Below are 15387 nucleotides of genomic sequence, written 5' to 3' on the forward strand. Positions count from 1 at the left end.
GGCGCGCAGCGAAGCGCAGCCACGATCATGAGGACACTAATGCGACCGCCCCTTTGACGGTCGTTCCTCTCATCGATGCGCGGGTGAAACCCGCTCCACTTGCCGCCGGTAGGCGAGAGCGGCTTGGAGTGCGCCACGTTGTCCGTGGCGCGCGAGAAACGCACGGGACGCGAGCCTTGGGCACTCCACGCTGACTGTGGAGTGCCCGGCTGGTTCAGTGTGCCAGGAGTTTTTGCACGGTCTTACGGTCACTGTCCTCGTATACTGGGTAGCGTTTCGATTCCTGGAAGTCACCGTTATCATCAAGGGTCAACGCGACTTTGCGCAGCCCGTCCACGAAATAGTAGATTGGTTTCTTCTTCCACTGGCTTACCTTGCCACTGTCGATGAGCTGCTGGCTGTGCTCGCTGACGGGCGTGCTGTCGGCCTTGCTTTTCACTGCTTCGAGATAGACGACCTTTTTTCTCAGGGCGGTTATCTTGCTGCCGAACGTGCAACGCTTCGCATCCCTGTGGTTCTTGTTCCATGCTTTCACTGCCTCGTTGTCGGCTATCATCCGGGCTAGCCTGCCTTTGAAATAGTCAAGGTTGTTGACGCTCGTAGCGGCTCCCACGCTTGCCCAGCCTGTGCGTCCCACCACGCGCACATCCTGCAACTGTTCGTTATCTTCCTTGAACTTCTCGACCTTTTCGAGCATGTCCACGCGGTCGGCTGCACGCTCTTCCTCGTCGGCAAGGCGGCGCGTCCTGTCCCATTGCCGCTGCACGTGCTTGTAGATGTTGCCGCGTCCCTCGATGTTCGGCTGGCCGAACGGAATCGCATGCGCCTCGTCGCGTGCCGCCTGTTCGGTCGCTTCCCGTTCGCTTCTGACCCGTTCGAGTCTGCTCTTCGCCTGTTCCAAACTGTTCGCTTTGATGATGGTAGTCATGATGTGCTGCTCCTTAGTTGATGCTAACGGTGACGTAATCGGTGGTGAAAGTCTGTGGCAAGTCGGGAAGGGTGAACCGTGATGGACTGCATTTCTCATGCTCTGATTGCAGTCGTTCGTATTGTTCCGTGCTGATTTCCCACTCGTCGCCGCAATCGTTTTCCAGATGCCACACGTCGGGCGCAATCGTGTCCATCGATGAGATAATTTGGTCTGCGTCATCGTTGCCGATGCCCTCGCTATGCACATAGGTGTCACATTTGTTCCATGTATGGTTGCTCTCTGATGGCTGCTCGATGCTGATTCTTAGTGTGCGGCTCATGAGTTCTACCCCCCCCCTGTTTTTTCTTTTTGGCCGGTTGGTCAAGCGAAGCGTTATCGAACAAAGCGGGTTCCGTCATAAGCGACGCTCCGAGCTTGCTCGCGTGCGTCGCGTTGACGGGTTCCGCGACTTCGATATGATCCAAGGCGATGGCCGACCGGTCAAAAAGAAAATAGAAAAGCGCAGCCGTAAGGCTGCTCCGTCTCCTGCTCGATGCCTCGCCTCTTCTCTGAGGCATCGAGGACGCGGCCACGTTGTTCGGCCGCCTTCATGTGTCTGCGTCCGCGTTTGGCGGATGCTCCTTTCGATGGTCAGTGCAGCCGTGGGCTGCTCCATTCCCCCTGCATCGCGCGATGGCGACGGTGGGGGTGTGCCCGCCGTTGTTGTGCGGCGGGTGTGACGCTCAGTCGTGGAAGTATCGTGGCGAAAGAATCGATTTGGGGAATGATACGCAATGTGAATCGTCGTAGTCGTAGTCGCTGATGTTCAGATAGCCGTCGTTTTTTTCGATGAGGCTGTCCAGATTCTCCGTGGTGAGAATGTCCATCAGATGGTTCACCAGCACATGCCGTTCGATGGTGGCCGGCTCCCCGCTGCCCCCGTCCGTCTCACGAATCGAATACCTGTAGTAGCCGTGTGGAACCTGTTCGGGGTTCAGTCTCAGGTCACTGTAGAGTGCGGCGACCGGCGCTTTCCGTGCCTCGATTTCAAGGCGCATCGAATACAGTCCCTCCGTTTCGTTTGCGTCAGGCTTACCAAGACTTACGCCCACAGTGTGTGCTGAGCTGCTGGCTTGTGGTGATTCTAAGCGGCGACATTCGCATGTGAAATGTTCGTCACATGCTTCGTTTTCCTCGACTGGTCTGCCACACCTTGAGCGTGGTAATAGGTGTTTGCCATGATGTTTCCTCCTTGGTTTGTTCCAATTGATTGCCGTGGCGATTGGCTATTCCTGTTCATCGTCAAGCTCGTTGCCGAGCCGGTCAAGGCCGTGCTTGGCTATGTCCTTGAACGTGTCGATGGTCTGCTTGGGCAGGTGACCGCCGTGGTTGGGGTCGTCCTTCGACTGGTGCGCCTGCCACATGTCTTCCAGTGCCTCCCATTCGCTGGTGCGGATATTGGTTATGGTCACTTTCGCGTCGATGCACAGCAGAGCCTTGTAGAAGCTCTTGGGGTTTTCGTTCATCATCTGCTTGATGATGCTGATGTAGGGCTGTATGAGATTGATTTCGACGCTGGCCTCCATCACCTGCTCCACGCCGGTAGAGAGCATTTTCCTGTAGTGTGCCTTGGGGACTCTGGTCTGCTTGTAGACGTAGGTCATGTCCTCCATCGACCCTGCTATCTTCTCGGCGGTCATTGATTTGAAGTCGTCGTAGAACGTGTTCGTCATCGTTATCTGTTCCTTTCACTGCCCAACTGTTTTCCTGACGCCTGGAATGGCGGCACAACAGGAAGCGGAGAGTCAAGCCGTGTGTGGATCGGAACACGGGGAGCGAAGTGGCGGGGATACGCTGTTGGATCCCCGGTGCGAAAGCGAGGCGTGGGCCGGGACACATCCGGCTTGACCCGCAGCGGGTTGTGCCAGAGTGGAAGGTGGCAGGAAAACCCCACCTCTAACCATTTAAGAGAGGCAGGGCCAAGGACCCTGGATCGACGGGCATCAATCCACCCCCGCTCTCGGGGTGGTCCGTAATTCTGGACGCATGAGTATGCACTACTTTTTTAGATATCCGAATCATACAATCGCATAGAAATTTGACCACATCTACATTTTGAGAATATGCTGGAAATGTCTTGAGCAAGCATCATTGGTTTCTCTTTTTTAAACCGCATACGATTTCCGAAAACACCAAGAGTGCGCTCAAGACAGGGGTACCTAAATTATTTGAGAGAGAAATAATGATAAAACCCACAAAAATGGTTACTGCGAGTCACTACGCTCACCGTGTCCCTCATGTTATCGGCAATCACTGCAAATGCAGCAGAGCCATCTCCACAAACTCAGTACGATTCAGACCTTGTAGAGAATCTATCGCCCAGCACACGCGAAAGCACTAAATCGTTGCACTACTTGAATGGAAGCTATCAGGCAAAATCCAGGCAGATGCAACTGAGTATTCCACAGAATTCTTCTCAACCAGTCACATTCACCGATGACAGTTCTGCTGTCGGTCTTGCCATAAGGCCTCAGAGAATGATTTCACGAATGACACATATCCGGAGGCTCAAACCGTCTTGCGCTAAGGCACGGACGTATCGATGGGAGTGCAGCAGGTTTTTTATCTGAACAACGGTCAGGCATCGCACGAACACACCGTGAATTATCCATCGTCGGATCTTGACCGCATGGCCTCCTTCAATGACGAGACAGAGGGCACCGACGATAGTTTCACTCAGTACAAAGATGAAGCAGAAACGCAGTTGCTCGCGTATGTTTCTGCTCCCTGGGCCAAGGACGCAGCCGCCAGAGATGTGAGCACACATTACGAGCTACAATGCAATAGCTTGGCACAGGTCATTCAGCCCAACAGCAACGATACTTACCCGATAGTAGTGGGTTTGTTGCAGTATAGGTTGACAGTTTTCCTTGTGTTGTTGTCATGCCGCTGGCTGGTTGCCGTTGGCGAAGATGGTTTCGTATTCCACGGGGTGAGCCTGCCTGAGGAGCGTTGTCGTCGGCTACGGCTGTAGATGCTCTCAATCCAACGAATGGTCGTGAACCGATACTCACGAGATCACGTCACAGGGCCTGCCACGCCGCCGCCAGACATCCTCGAGCGCATCGACGGTCAGGGAAGCACGCATCCTGGAGTTCACGGACCATCCTACAATCCGGTTGCTCCACACGTTCTTGACCGCGCACAGATACAGCTTGCCCCGGCCCGTCCAGTGCTCGGTGATATCGGTCAGCCACACGACGTTGGCAGCATTGGCATGGAAGTGGCGGCGCACGAGGTCATCCGACGCGGGCCGGCCGGCGGGCTTGCTCGTGCGGTAGCGGCGCGGGATCGTGGAGCAGATCCGATGCTTCGAACAGATGCGCCACACGCGACGCCCCGGGCATACAGTCCGTCACCGATCAACCGATACCCAATACTCACGGATCGTCCTCGTGAATCGCACGAACCGGCGCGAGCAGCTTCTCCTCCTCACGCTATGACATGGACACGGGACTGGCCCGCCATGTGGAATACGCCTGCTTCGAGAAACCCGGCACCCGCCCGGCCAGCACGACCGGCATGGCAGGGCGACCAGCTTCGGGACGCTCCGCCAGCCGTCTGACGAGCGGGTGGATCATCTTGGGCGGTCGAGATTCGCCTTCGACAGATACGCCGCTGCCTTGCGGGAGGATCTCGTTCTCCATCTCCAACTCACGGATACGTTTCAACGCCCGACCCTCCTCCGGCATGCCCGACAGGCCACGCTCGACAAGCTCGACATCCTGCACTCACTTGCCCAGCGAGGACTTCGAGACACCCAGATCCTGCCTGCCCTGCCGCCCACGTCATGCCGTCCTGACCAACGCCACCACATCGGCTCTGAACTCGTCACAATACGTCATCGCCATCATTGGCTCCTTCCCGGCCGGACCAACATATCCAACCAGACCCAAAGACACCCAACACTACAGCAAATATGAACAAGAGCGGCTCGGCTATTGGACACCCACAATGGAATGAGCTGACAATAGCCAAGACCAAATAACTAGCTAGTTGCATCTGTCCATCGTTTCCTGCCTTCGCTGGGACAGTGCGCGGATAGGCAGTCTGGAAAGTCTCAGCTGCATGGGTGGTTCAGGTTGGCGAGGCGCTGCCCGAGGTCATCGAGCGCCTCGGGCCTCATGGTGTAGTAGGTCCATTTTCCTTGCCGCTCTCGGGTCACGAAGCCGGATTCAGCCAGGAGCTTCATGTGGTGGGAAACGGTGGGCTGGGTCACGCCGAGCGGTGTAGTGAGGTCGCAGATGCAGGCCCTTCCCCCTGGATGAGCGGCAACGAGCTGCAAGAGCTGCAAGCGAGTAGGGTCTGAGAGCGCTTTCATTATGCGCGCGAGGTCGCGGCTCTTGGCAGGGCAAGGCAGCACTGTCGGTGTCGGCGTGCAGCAGGCATCCTGCTGACAGTTCGTAGGGTTCTGTTGCGTGGTGGTCATGTCTTCCAGTCTCCCACTCATATCGACAAACGTCCATACGTTGAGTCAGGATTAGTCATATAGATGATTGTCTATGTTAGGAGGGTGCGATGCATGAGACCGGATTGGGTACGCCCGCAGTGGACGCGCGTCCACGAAACCCTGCACGACTCGGGGCAGCCGATCGGCTGCTGCCGGTCTGGATTCTGACGGCGATGGCCGTGGGCGTGAGCCTGGGCCGGGTGTGGCCCGGGCTGGCAGGGCTCATCGACTCGGTGAAACTCGGTTCCACGAGCCTGCCGATCGCCGTCGGCCTCCTGCTGATGATGTACCCGCCGTTGGCAAAGGTCCGCTACAACCGGCTGGGCCGGGTGAGCCACGACCGTAGGCTGCTCATCGCATCCCTTGCCCTCAATTGGGTGGTTGGCCCGGCCCTCATGTTCACACTGGCCTGGCTGCTGATGCCCGACCTGCCCGAATACCGCACCGGCATCATCATCGTTGGACTGGCTCGCTGCATCGCGATGGTACTCATCTGGAACGACCTGGCCTGCGGGGATCGTGAGGCTGCCGCCGTTCTCGTCGCCCTCAACGCGATCTTCCAGATTCTCGCGTTCGCCGGTCTCGGCTGGTTCTATCTCCAGATACTGCCCGGCTGGCTCGGCCTGCCCACAACATCAGCCGGTTTCTCATTCTGGGCGATCGTCGAATCCGTGCTCGTGTTCCTCGGCGTGCCACTGCTGGCCGGCTGGGCCAGTCGAGTGCTTGGGGAGCATGCTAAGGGTCGTGCATGGTATGAGCGCCGGTTCCTTCCGCGGATCAGTCCACTGGCCACCTGGGGACTGCTGTTCACCGTGGTCGTGCTCTTCGCCATGCAAGGCGGACGCATCTCGCGTGAACCGTGGGACGTCGCCCGCATCGCGGCGCCGCTCGTCATCTATTTCGCGACCATGTTCACTCTCGGTTTCATCCTTGGTCACGCCCTGCGCCTTGGCTACGAGAAAACCACCACCCTCGCGTTCACCGGAGCCGGCAACAACTTCGAACTCGCCATCGCCGTGTGCGTGGGCACCTTCGGCGTCGTCTCGGGCCAGGCCCTGGCCGGCACCGTCGGACCCCTCATCGAAGTCCCCGCCCTGCTCGGCCTCGTCTACGTCGCCCTATGGCTGCGACCACACCTGTTCCCAACACACGTGAAAAGCAACGAAGACTCGGAACTGTTCAAGGTCAAATGAGCATGACAAGCAATCGATACACCAGAGAACAAGAAAAGGATCACAAACTCATGCAGGATACAACTTCACCTCAGACGGCTCGGACCCCTCGCATCGACATCTACGAATCGGCGATGTGTTGCAACACCGGGGTCTGTGGCAGTGAACCAGATGCCACACTCATTACCTTCACCGCCGACTGCGCGGCCATCACGGACACCGGTATCTCGATCACGCGTCACAACCTCGCCAGGGATCCGGAAAACTTCGTCGCGAACCTCCAGGTCCGCAATGCCCTCGACACGACCGGCTCCGAGGCCCTGCCCATCGTCCAAGTCGACGGGCAGACAGTCCTCACCGGAACATACCCGACCCGCGACCAGTTGCTCCGTATGGCCGGGATCACCAAGAACTCGACCTTCCCCGTCATTGACGTCACTCCCGGACAGTCCGGATGCTGCGGAGGGGCCACCGGTTGCTGCTGAACCGCGCCTCGACAAGGAGACACCCGACCATGACTCATCCCGCATTTCTTGATCAGCTGCCCAAGTTCGCGTTCTTCACCGGCAAGGGCGGCGTCGGCAAGACGTCTGCGGCCTGCGCGACAGCACTGACCCTGGCCGATCGAGGCGAAACGGTGCTGCTCGTGAGCACGGACCCCGCCTCGAACATCGGACAGGTCTTCGGCCAGCCAATCGGCAGCCGAATCACGCCCCTGAACACCACCCCCGGTGTCGACGCCCTGGAGATCGACCCGGAGACCGCCGCCGCCACATACCGCGAATCGATCATCAGCCCGGTACGCGGCCTGCTCCCAGAGCGTGAGATTCAAACGATGACCGAACAATTGTCCGGGTCCTGCACGACCGAGATCGCATCCTTCAACGAATTCGCCGACCTCATCGCCGATCCCGACCGCACCAGCGGCTACGACCACGTGCTTTTCGACACGGCCCCCACAGGCCACACCATCCGACTCCTGGAGCTACCCGGCGACTGGAGCCAGTTCATCGACGAAGGCAAGGGCGACACCTCCTGCCTGGGCCCCATGGCTGGCCTCGAATCACGCCGCATCGTCTACCGCGCCACGGTCAATGCGCTCTCCGACCCAACCCGCACCGTGCTCGTGCTCGTCGCCCGCGCCCAACACTCGGCCATCCACGAAGCTGAGCGCACCTGCCGGGAACTCACCGCTCTCGGTATGGGCAACCAGCATCTACTCATCAATGCCCTCATGCCCGATCTCGACGACGATCCCTTGGCCGCCGCGATCCGCGACCAAGAGCACAGGGAACTCGCCACACTCCCCAGCCGCCTCGCCCACCTGCCCCGCACCACGACCACGCTGCACGCGCGCAACGTCGTAGGTGTCGACCAGCTCCGCGAATTCTTCGCGACCACTCCCACGCATCCCGTACATTCCGCCGACCCCACCCACGAACCCCCCAGGGACTATCCGCCCCTGACGGACCTCGTGGACCAGCTGGCGGCGCAGACCCACGGCCTATTCATGACGCTGGGCAAGGGCGGAGTCGGCAAAACGACCGTCGCCACGGCGATCGCCGTGGCCCTTGCCGAGCGCGGCCGCGAAGTTCTGCTCACCACGACCGATCCCGCTGGAAACCTCACCGAGACGCTCAATGGCACCGTCGCGAACCTCACCATCGCGAAGATCGATCCCGATCAGGCTCTGCGCGAGTATCAAGACGAAGTCCTGGCCACCAAAGGAACCCGCCTTGACGCGACGGGCCGCGCCCAACTCATGGAAGACCTGCAATCCCCCTGCACCCAGGAGGTCGCCGTCTTCCGCAAGTTCTCCGAAGCCATCCGCGAAGCACATGATCGCATCGTCGTCATCGACACCGCACCCAGCGGACACACGCTCCTGCTGCTCGACGCCACCGGCTCCTACCATCGCGAGATGCTCCGCCAGATGGGGGACAATCTCGTTGCCACCCCGTTGACACGGCTCCAGGACCCCAATTACACGAAGATGATCATCGTCACCCTGCCCGAGACGACACCAATCCTCGAAGCCGAGCAACTGCAACGCGACCTCCAACGAGCATCCATCACCCCCTGGGCATGGATCGTCAACCGCTCGGTCGCCGCCGCACATCCCGCTTCCGAATTCCTTCACACCGTCGCAGACGGGGAAATCCCCCAGATCAAACACGTCCAGCACCTCACCGAACGCATGGCCGTCGTTCCCCTGCTGCCCACACCCCCTATCGGGCAGGACAGTCTGCACAGTCTCAGCCAGAGCGCCCCCTTGGCGCGCTCCGCCTCCGCCCGCTAACCAAAACATCAAAGGACACCACGCCATGCGACTACTCATCATCGGCGGCTCGGACGCCGGCATCATGGCCGGCCTGCGCGCCCGACAACTCGAACCTCAGACCGACGTCACCCTCGTGGTCGCAGACCAGTATCCGAACTACTCCATCTGCGGCATCCCCTACCACCTCTCCGGCGACGTGCCCGACTGGCACGACCTCGCCCACCGCACCCAGACCGACCTCGAAGCAGCCGGACTCTCCCTGCGACTGGGCACCCTTGCCACCAGCATCAACGCCGAAGCGCACACGGTCACGGTGACCAAGCCCGACGGAAATCAGGAAACGATCAGCTACGACCGGCTCGTCGTAGCTACCGGAGCAAGACCCACCGCCACCGGCATCACGGGCTTGACCGGTCCCGATGCTCTCGGCCCTGCAGACTGCGTGCATCAGCTTCACACCATCGACCAGATGCACGCAGTCCAGCGCACCCTCGTCACCCGGCATCCCCGCCGCGCCGTCATCATCGGCGCCGGCTACATCGGCCTCGAAATGGCAGAAACCCTCACCCGGCGTGGCCTGGACGTAACCATGCTGCAACACGGCCCCGAAGTCCTCTCCACCCTCGACACTGACCTCGCATCCCTCGTCCACAGCGAGCTCGTCCACCACGGTGTCCACCTACACCTCAATACCAGTGTACGCAGCATCCAACGCGGCGAACGCGGCCCGGTCGTCATCAGTGACGACCCCACCGGCACCCAGAAAATCAGCACCGATCTCGTCATCGCCGTCACCGGAATACGCCCCAACACGAGCCTGCTCACGAAGGCCGGAGCCACGACAGGGCCAGGCGCAGCGATCACAGTCGACGACCAGATGCGCACCAGCCTGCCCGACATCTACGCGGCCGGCGACGGTGTCACCACCAAGCACCGCCTGCTTGGCGACACCTGGCTTCCCCTGGGCACCACCGCACACAAGCAAGGCCGCATCGCCGGCGAGAACGCTGTCGGCGGCAACGCCACCTTCGCAGGCGTTCTTGGCACACAGGCCGTCAAAGTCTTCAGCCTCGTTGCCGCCCGGACCGGTCTGCGCGAGACTGAAGCCCATAACGCCGACATCCCTGCCCGTTCGATAACCTACACCACCGACGACCACAAGGCCTATTACCCAGGATCCCATCCGATCACCATCCGGCTCACCGGGAACCCCACCACCGGCCAACTGCTCGGAGCTCAGATTGTCGGCACCTACGGCACGGAAATCGCCAAACGATCCGACATACTCACCACCGCCATCTTCACCGGCCTCACCATCCCGCAGCTCAGCGATCTCGACCTCGCCTACACCCCACCACTCGCCGCACCATGGGATGCAATACAAGCAACCGCGCAACAGTGGCAGCAGCATTTGATATGGACTGGGTTTTGTTCCTGATTTCCCCCAGATAAGGAATGATGGAATTATGAGTACGAGATATGCCAAGGAGTTCAGGGACCGGGCCGTCAGGCTGCTGGCCGAGTCCCGGGAGAATTACGCGTCGGAGACGAAGGCGTTGCAGGGCGTGGCGAAGGATCTGGGTGTGGCGGCGGAATCATTGCGCCGCTGGCAGGCCAAGGCTGATACGGCAGGCACGGCGGGTCCCGAGGAGTCCGGCGAGCTCAGGCGGCTGCGTCGGGAGAATGCGCGGCTGCGTCGGGCGAACGAGATCCTGTCGAGCGCGTCGGCTTTGTTCGCCTCACGGCTCGACCCGACACGACGTTGATGGTCGAGTACATCGACACTCATCGCCACCGGTTCGGGGTCGGGCCGATCTGCACGGTCCTGCGGGCTGCGCTGGCTGGCGGGTTTCTCACCGCCGGAGCATACCGGCAGGTCAAAGCCCGTGCCGCCAGCAGGATGCGTGCTCGTCACGAGACGCCGGCCCGTGACATCATGGTGATCCACGCGCACGGGTTCATGGCGGTGTACGGGTATCGGAAAGTCCATCGTCAGCTGATCCGCCGGGGATGGCGTGGGATCGGGCGTGACCAGGTGCTGCACGTCATGCGCTCCCTCACGATCCAGGGGGTGCGTCGGGGACGGAACCCGATCACCACGCGACCCGCCAGAAGCACGGGCGGCAGGCCGGACCTGGTGAACAGGCAGTTCACCACCGAGGCTCCTGGACGCTTGCACGTGGCCGACATCACCATCGTCACGACTCGCGTCCGGCTCGTTCGCGTATGTGGCGTTCGTCACCGACGCGTACGCCAGAAGGATCGTGGGCTGGGCCGTCGCCGCGAGCCAGCACACCAGGACGCTGCCCCTGGTCGCGTTGGACCAGTCCATCAGCTGGACAGCCCGGCACGGGCGGACCACGGGCCTGATCCACCACAGTGATCATGGCACCCAATACATCAGTGCCCTGTACGGCACGCACCTGACACAAGCAGGCATCCTCGCATCCACCGGCAGCGTGGGCGACTCCTACGACAACGCGCTGGCCGAAACCGTCAACGGCGCGTACAAGGGCGAACTGATCCGCCGATCCAAGCCATTCGGGTCCGTGCACGCGTTGGAACAGGCCACGTTCCCATGGGTCTCCTGGTGGAACAGCCAACGTCTCCATGAAAGCCTCGGCTACCGGACACCATGCGAAGTCGAAACCCTGTATCATCAACGCCAGGCGATATCAATCGCCCCAAAAACCAACAAAACAGCGTGAACAAAAACCAGTCCACTTCACCCCAGACCCCATTGTGTGAGCCAATCCTCACACGATGGTCTGCGGCCTACCGAAATCGGGCTGGGTGGGGCGGAATGGGCGTCACTGTGGGAGCCAATCCTCACACGATCACCCGCCGACACGGCAACACAGCAGATCACGGCCAGCCAGACAGTCATTGTGTGAGCCAATCCTCACAAACAGAGGATCTGCTTCAGAGATCTGCCTCACCCACGGCACCCACGGCCAGCCCGCGAGAACCCGCCAATCCAAAGGGCATATCCCCAGCTGCAACGCCTCGCAGCAGTTCGGTCGCCGAGTCCACCCCGACCGGCCACAGCACTCACACAACACTCGCGCTCACAACACCCACGCTCACAGCAGTTCGGTCGCCGAGTCCACGCTCGTCGTCGCGGTGAACAGCGTCCGCCCGTCGCGCACGGACCGCAGCACGTCGCAGCGCTCGTACACGGCGTTGAACACACTGTCCGCATCCAGCACCACGAAGTTCGCGGGCTTGCCGACTTCCACACCGTACGAATCGAGCATGCTGAGCGTGGTCGCGCCGTTGACGGTGAGGAACTTCATCGCGTCATCGATTTCGGGGAAGCTCATCATCTGGGCCACGTGCAGCACATAGTCGAGAATGATCATCATGTTGCCGTTGCCGAGCGGATACCACGGGTCTTGCATAGAATCCTGACCGAGCGACACGTTGACGCCGGCGTCAGTGAGTTCCTTGACGCGCGTGATGCCGCGACGCTTGGGGAAGGTGTCCTGTCGGCCCTGCAGGTAGAGGTTTTCGGTTGGGGCGCACGCGAAGTTGATGTGCGCAGCCTTAAGCAGCTTGGTCAGGTGGAAGAAGTATGCGTTGTCAGCCGATCCCAGGGAGCACGTGTGGCTCGCGGTGGTGCAGGGGCCGATGCCCGCGCGGTAGGCGAGCGCGCTGAGCAGTTCCACGTAGCGTGAGTTCGGGTCGTCGGTTTCGTCGCAGTGCACGTCGATGAGCTTGTCATACTTGGAGGCCAGCTCGACCACCGTGAGCATGGAGCGCTCGCCGAATTCGCGGCACTGTTCGAAATGCGGGATGCCGCCCACGCAGTCGGCGCCCATGCGCAGGCCTTCTTCCACAAGGTCCGCGCCGCTTTCGCCGTTCGGCCCCGCGTAGGAGTACATGCCTTCCTGCGGGAAGGAGACGATCTGGATGGTCACCGTGTCTTTGAGCTCTTCCTTGAGTTCAAGGAGCGCTTTGAGCGAGGTGAGGTTCGGGTCGGTGACGTCCGCGTGGGAGCGGATGTACTGGACGCCGTGACGCAGCTCCATGCCAATGGCCTTGCGGGCGCGTGCCTTGATCTCGTCGACGGTGAGGTCGGATTTCGTGTCGCTCCAGCGTTGGATGCCTTCGAACAGGGTGCCGCTTTCGTTGACGGCGCCGGGCTTGCGTGCGGTGAACACGTAGTCGAGGTGCAGGTGAGTGTCGCAGAACGGCGGGGTGACGAGCTTGCCGCCGAGATCCACGGTTTTCACGCCGGTCATGTCGTAGCCTTGCGCGGGAAGGCTTGCGGCGAGGCCTTCGCCGATGGCGGCGAAATGGCCGTCTTCGACGAGGATGTCCTGGAGCGGGGCGGTCTGGGCGGCGGTGCTGCCGGGCTGTCCGGTGACGATGTGGGCGTTGGTGAACAGGGTTCTGGTGGTCATGGTGTGCTCCTTCCTGCTGCCGTGCCGTCGTCTGCCGGTTTGCGCCGGCCGGTACGACGAATCGGGTTCGTAATGTATGTCGCCTATTGTGGGCGCGATGATGCGCGTTGCCGTAACGTGGAGGTGACGTCGCGAAGCCGGGAAATGGACAGTTTGTATGACGCTGACGGTGCATGACGTGATGACGGACCCGATGTTCGCTCGTACCGATCCGACAATCGAGGCGGGAGAAGCAGGCATGGACCGCACGGTCCGTTGGGCGTACACGAATGAGCGGTACGATATCGCTTCGTTCGTGTCCGGCGGCGAACTGGTGATCATCGAGGGCAGTGCGCTGCTCGGCCATATGGGCGACGATGAGATCATCCGATATGTGGACACGTTGGTGGACGCCGGCGTAGCAGGTCTTGCCATCGAACTCGTGGAGGGCGTGCGCACCGTGCCAAAGGCGATGATTGCTCGCGCGGACGAGCGTGGCCTGCCCGTCATCGGTATGCATCGGCGCATGCCGTTCGTCGACTTGTGCCAGTCCATCAACACCTCAATCGTCAAGGATCAGCTGCTGGTGCAGGTGCGCACCGACACACTCGCCACGACGATGCGCACCCGGCTCGCCACTGCCCGTTCCGCGCAGGATGTCGCGAAAATCCTCAACGAGATTTTCGGCGAATCCGTGGCGATTTTTGATTCCGACGGTCTGGTGATCGCGCATTGCGGACCGTCGATTCGCCCGGCGGACGCCGATTATCCCGCGGAACGGACGCTGGTGCTGGACGTGCGCAAGAACGGCGGCCCGCTCGCAAGCATCGAAATCACCCAGCGCAATCGTCTCGCAGACGGAAGGATCGCAGACCGGGTCGATGAAGTGATCAAGCAGGTACTGCTCGCATTCGTGCAGACGCAGCCTCGCAACGCGATGCTTGCCCACGTGCTGCGGGGACCGACGAACGGCTATCGGGCGGGAGAACAGGAGATCAACGATGCAGCCACCATGTTGCAGGCGATTGGCCTGAGCGACGTGAAACACCTGATTCCGTTTGCTATCGGCATGGATTCGGTTTCGTCGTCAATCGACGCCGTCTCCCGGTGCCTGTCCGGCGACGAAGAGGAGGATGCTTCAGACGAGGACACCATCGCGGATGTGCTGGAGGGGAGCATGCTGTTTGGGCTGTATGCGGCGGCTGACGGCGGCGATGACAAGGGGCCTGGTTCGGGCGCGGAATTCGGCTCGGGCTTGGATACGGGCACGAATCCGGGCTCGGCCTCAGATGCAAATCCGGGCCCTGCCCAAGGCGGCGGTACTGGCAAGGCCGGCAATCGCGGCGACGCGGTGATGCGACTCAAACGGCGGCTCGCAGATGTGGCCGCGCTGCCTGGAACATGGTGCATATATGGCAGGGCGGTGCCGAGCGTCGGCATGCTGCTTGATGAATGCGGTCTGCTTCAGTTCGCCGCGCACGATGCCGCAGGCCTGCCCGGCACCGGTACGGTAACGAATCTGTTGGCCGCCGCGCCGCAACGACTGCTCGGCATCGGACACACGAGGGACGCCGCCGGCGCGTTGCAGTCACTGATGCTGGGGGACGCGCTGCCGAATCAGGAATCGCTGATGCGCACTTTGGGAGCCTGTTTTGACGCAGGCGGCAATATTTCCAAGGCGTGCGAACTGCTGGGGATTCATCGTCAGACGCTGTACAACCGGCTTGCAAAAATCACCGAATTGACCGGCATCAGCAAAGAGGACAGCATGGCTTGGCCGCTGCTGCTGTGCGCCGCGAAACTCAAAGTCGCGGAACTCCAAGCCACGGAATTTCAAGCCGCGGAGCCGGCGGACGGCGGGCAATAACCGGCGCACTCCGCGTAATGGCGAGCCGAGACAACGGGCATAAGCACGGCAACGCGCGATCGCTGCACCAGCCAATCGCCCGGAAGCCCGCGATAGCCGCGGACCTAGCAATAGTCACTGGCCTAACAACCAACGCACACGCATCAGTCAAGGCGCCCAGCAAATCACCGGTCCGAATCAATCAGCACGCTTCACCCACGCTCAACAACTAGACAATTTGTCCATTTGTCGCTCCGACACCGTAATCACCGGTTCACCATCG

General features: G+C 60.9%; 14 protein-coding genes and 1 pseudogene. 8 read left to right on the forward strand and 7 right to left on the reverse strand.

What is annotated here, in order from left to right; translation table 11 throughout:
* Window positions 1-214 precede the first annotated feature (214 nt).
* From QN215_RS09325 to QN215_RS09340, 4 genes are all read right to left on the reverse strand, one after another.
* Window positions 215-928 carry a hypothetical protein gene (locus QN215_RS09325; protein WP_369344025.1) on the reverse strand — a complete coding sequence of 238 codons (714 nt, stop codon included), beginning with the start codon at window positions 926-928 and terminating at the stop codon, window positions 215-217.
* Window positions 929-941: 13 nt separating this feature from the next.
* Complete coding sequence (locus QN215_RS09330; protein ID WP_273173736.1) at window positions 942-1250, reverse strand: hypothetical protein; 309 nt, start codon at window positions 1248-1250, stop codon at window positions 942-944.
* Window positions 1251-1653: 403 nt separating this feature from the next.
* Window positions 1654-2022: an LPD28 domain-containing protein gene (locus QN215_RS09335; RefSeq protein WP_369344026.1), complete on the reverse strand. Its 369-nt coding sequence runs from the start codon at window positions 2020-2022 to the stop codon at window positions 1654-1656.
* A gap of 174 nt (window positions 2023-2196) precedes the next feature.
* The gene (locus tag QN215_RS09340; protein WP_369344027.1) at window positions 2197-2643 is read right to left on the reverse strand and encodes a hypothetical protein; all 447 of its coding nucleotides are present in this window, start codon (window positions 2641-2643) and stop codon (window positions 2197-2199) included.
* Between the two features lie 869 nt (window positions 2644-3512).
* Between QN215_RS09340 and QN215_RS09345 the strand changes: the two genes are divergently transcribed.
* Window positions 3513-3944, forward strand: coding sequence for a hypothetical protein (locus QN215_RS09345; RefSeq protein ID WP_273225926.1), 432 nt, complete (start codon window positions 3513-3515; stop codon window positions 3942-3944).
* 36 nt (window positions 3945-3980) lie between these two features.
* Here QN215_RS09345 and QN215_RS09350 read toward each other — a convergent pair whose 3' ends face one another.
* Window positions 3981-4301 carry a DDE-type integrase/transposase/recombinase gene (locus QN215_RS09350; protein ID WP_273173740.1) on the reverse strand — a complete coding sequence of 107 codons (321 nt, stop codon included), beginning with the start codon at window positions 4299-4301 and terminating at the stop codon, window positions 3981-3983.
* Between the two features lie 113 nt (window positions 4302-4414).
* Between QN215_RS09350 and QN215_RS09355 the strand changes: the two genes are divergently transcribed.
* Window positions 4415-4933, forward strand: a complete 519-nt coding sequence (locus QN215_RS09355; RefSeq protein ID WP_369344028.1) for a hypothetical protein — start codon at window positions 4415-4417, stop codon at window positions 4931-4933.
* A 97-nt stretch (window positions 4934-5030) separates the two neighbouring features.
* On the opposite strand, the gene QN215_RS09360 is transcribed toward QN215_RS09355, so the two are convergent.
* Entirely contained in the window at window positions 5031-5420 is a 390-nt protein-coding gene (locus tag QN215_RS09360; protein WP_369344029.1) for an ArsR/SmtB family transcription factor, read from the reverse strand.
* A 68-nt stretch (window positions 5421-5488) separates the two neighbouring features.
* On the opposite strand from QN215_RS09360, the gene arsB reads away from it, so the two are divergent.
* The 5 genes and pseudogenes from arsB to QN215_RS09385 all read left to right on the forward strand — a co-directional run.
* Window positions 5489-6613 (forward strand): ACR3 family arsenite efflux transporter, encoded by a 1125-nt coding sequence (gene arsB, locus QN215_RS09365; RefSeq protein ID WP_051867439.1) that lies wholly within the window; start codon window positions 5489-5491, stop codon window positions 6611-6613.
* 50 nt (window positions 6614-6663) lie between these two features.
* Window positions 6664-7077, forward strand: a complete 414-nt coding sequence (gene arsD / locus QN215_RS09370; RefSeq protein WP_051867539.1) for an arsenite efflux transporter metallochaperone ArsD — start codon at window positions 6664-6666, stop codon at window positions 7075-7077.
* A 29-nt stretch (window positions 7078-7106) separates the two neighbouring features.
* A complete protein-coding gene (gene arsA / locus QN215_RS09375; RefSeq protein WP_369344030.1) occupies window positions 7107-8891 on the forward strand; it encodes an arsenical pump-driving ATPase in 1785 nt (594 codons plus the stop codon).
* Window positions 8892-8916: 25 nt separating this feature from the next.
* On the forward strand, window positions 8917-10311 hold the full coding sequence (locus QN215_RS09380) for an FAD-dependent oxidoreductase (RefSeq protein WP_369344031.1): 1395 nt from the start codon (window positions 8917-8919) through the stop codon (window positions 10309-10311).
* 28 nt (window positions 10312-10339) lie between these two features.
* Window positions 10340-11559, forward strand: a pseudogene (locus QN215_RS09385) (IS3 family transposase); the annotation flags it as partial.
* 397 nt (window positions 11560-11956) lie between these two features.
* Here QN215_RS09385 and QN215_RS09390 read toward each other — a convergent pair.
* Window positions 11957-13279 (reverse strand): amidohydrolase family protein, encoded by a 1323-nt coding sequence (locus QN215_RS09390; RefSeq protein ID WP_369344032.1) that lies wholly within the window; start codon window positions 13277-13279, stop codon window positions 11957-11959.
* 157 nt (window positions 13280-13436) lie between these two features.
* Between QN215_RS09390 and QN215_RS09395 the strand changes: the two genes are divergently transcribed.
* A complete protein-coding gene (locus QN215_RS09395; protein WP_369344033.1) occupies window positions 13437-15125 on the forward strand; it encodes a PucR family transcriptional regulator ligand-binding domain-containing protein in 1689 nt (562 codons plus the stop codon).
* Window positions 15126-15387: the final 262 nt, after the last annotated feature.

The organism is Bifidobacterium sp. WK041_4_12, from assembly GCF_041080795.1.
GTDB lineage: Bacteria > Actinomycetota > Actinomycetes > Actinomycetales > Bifidobacteriaceae > Bombiscardovia > Bombiscardovia aquikefiricola.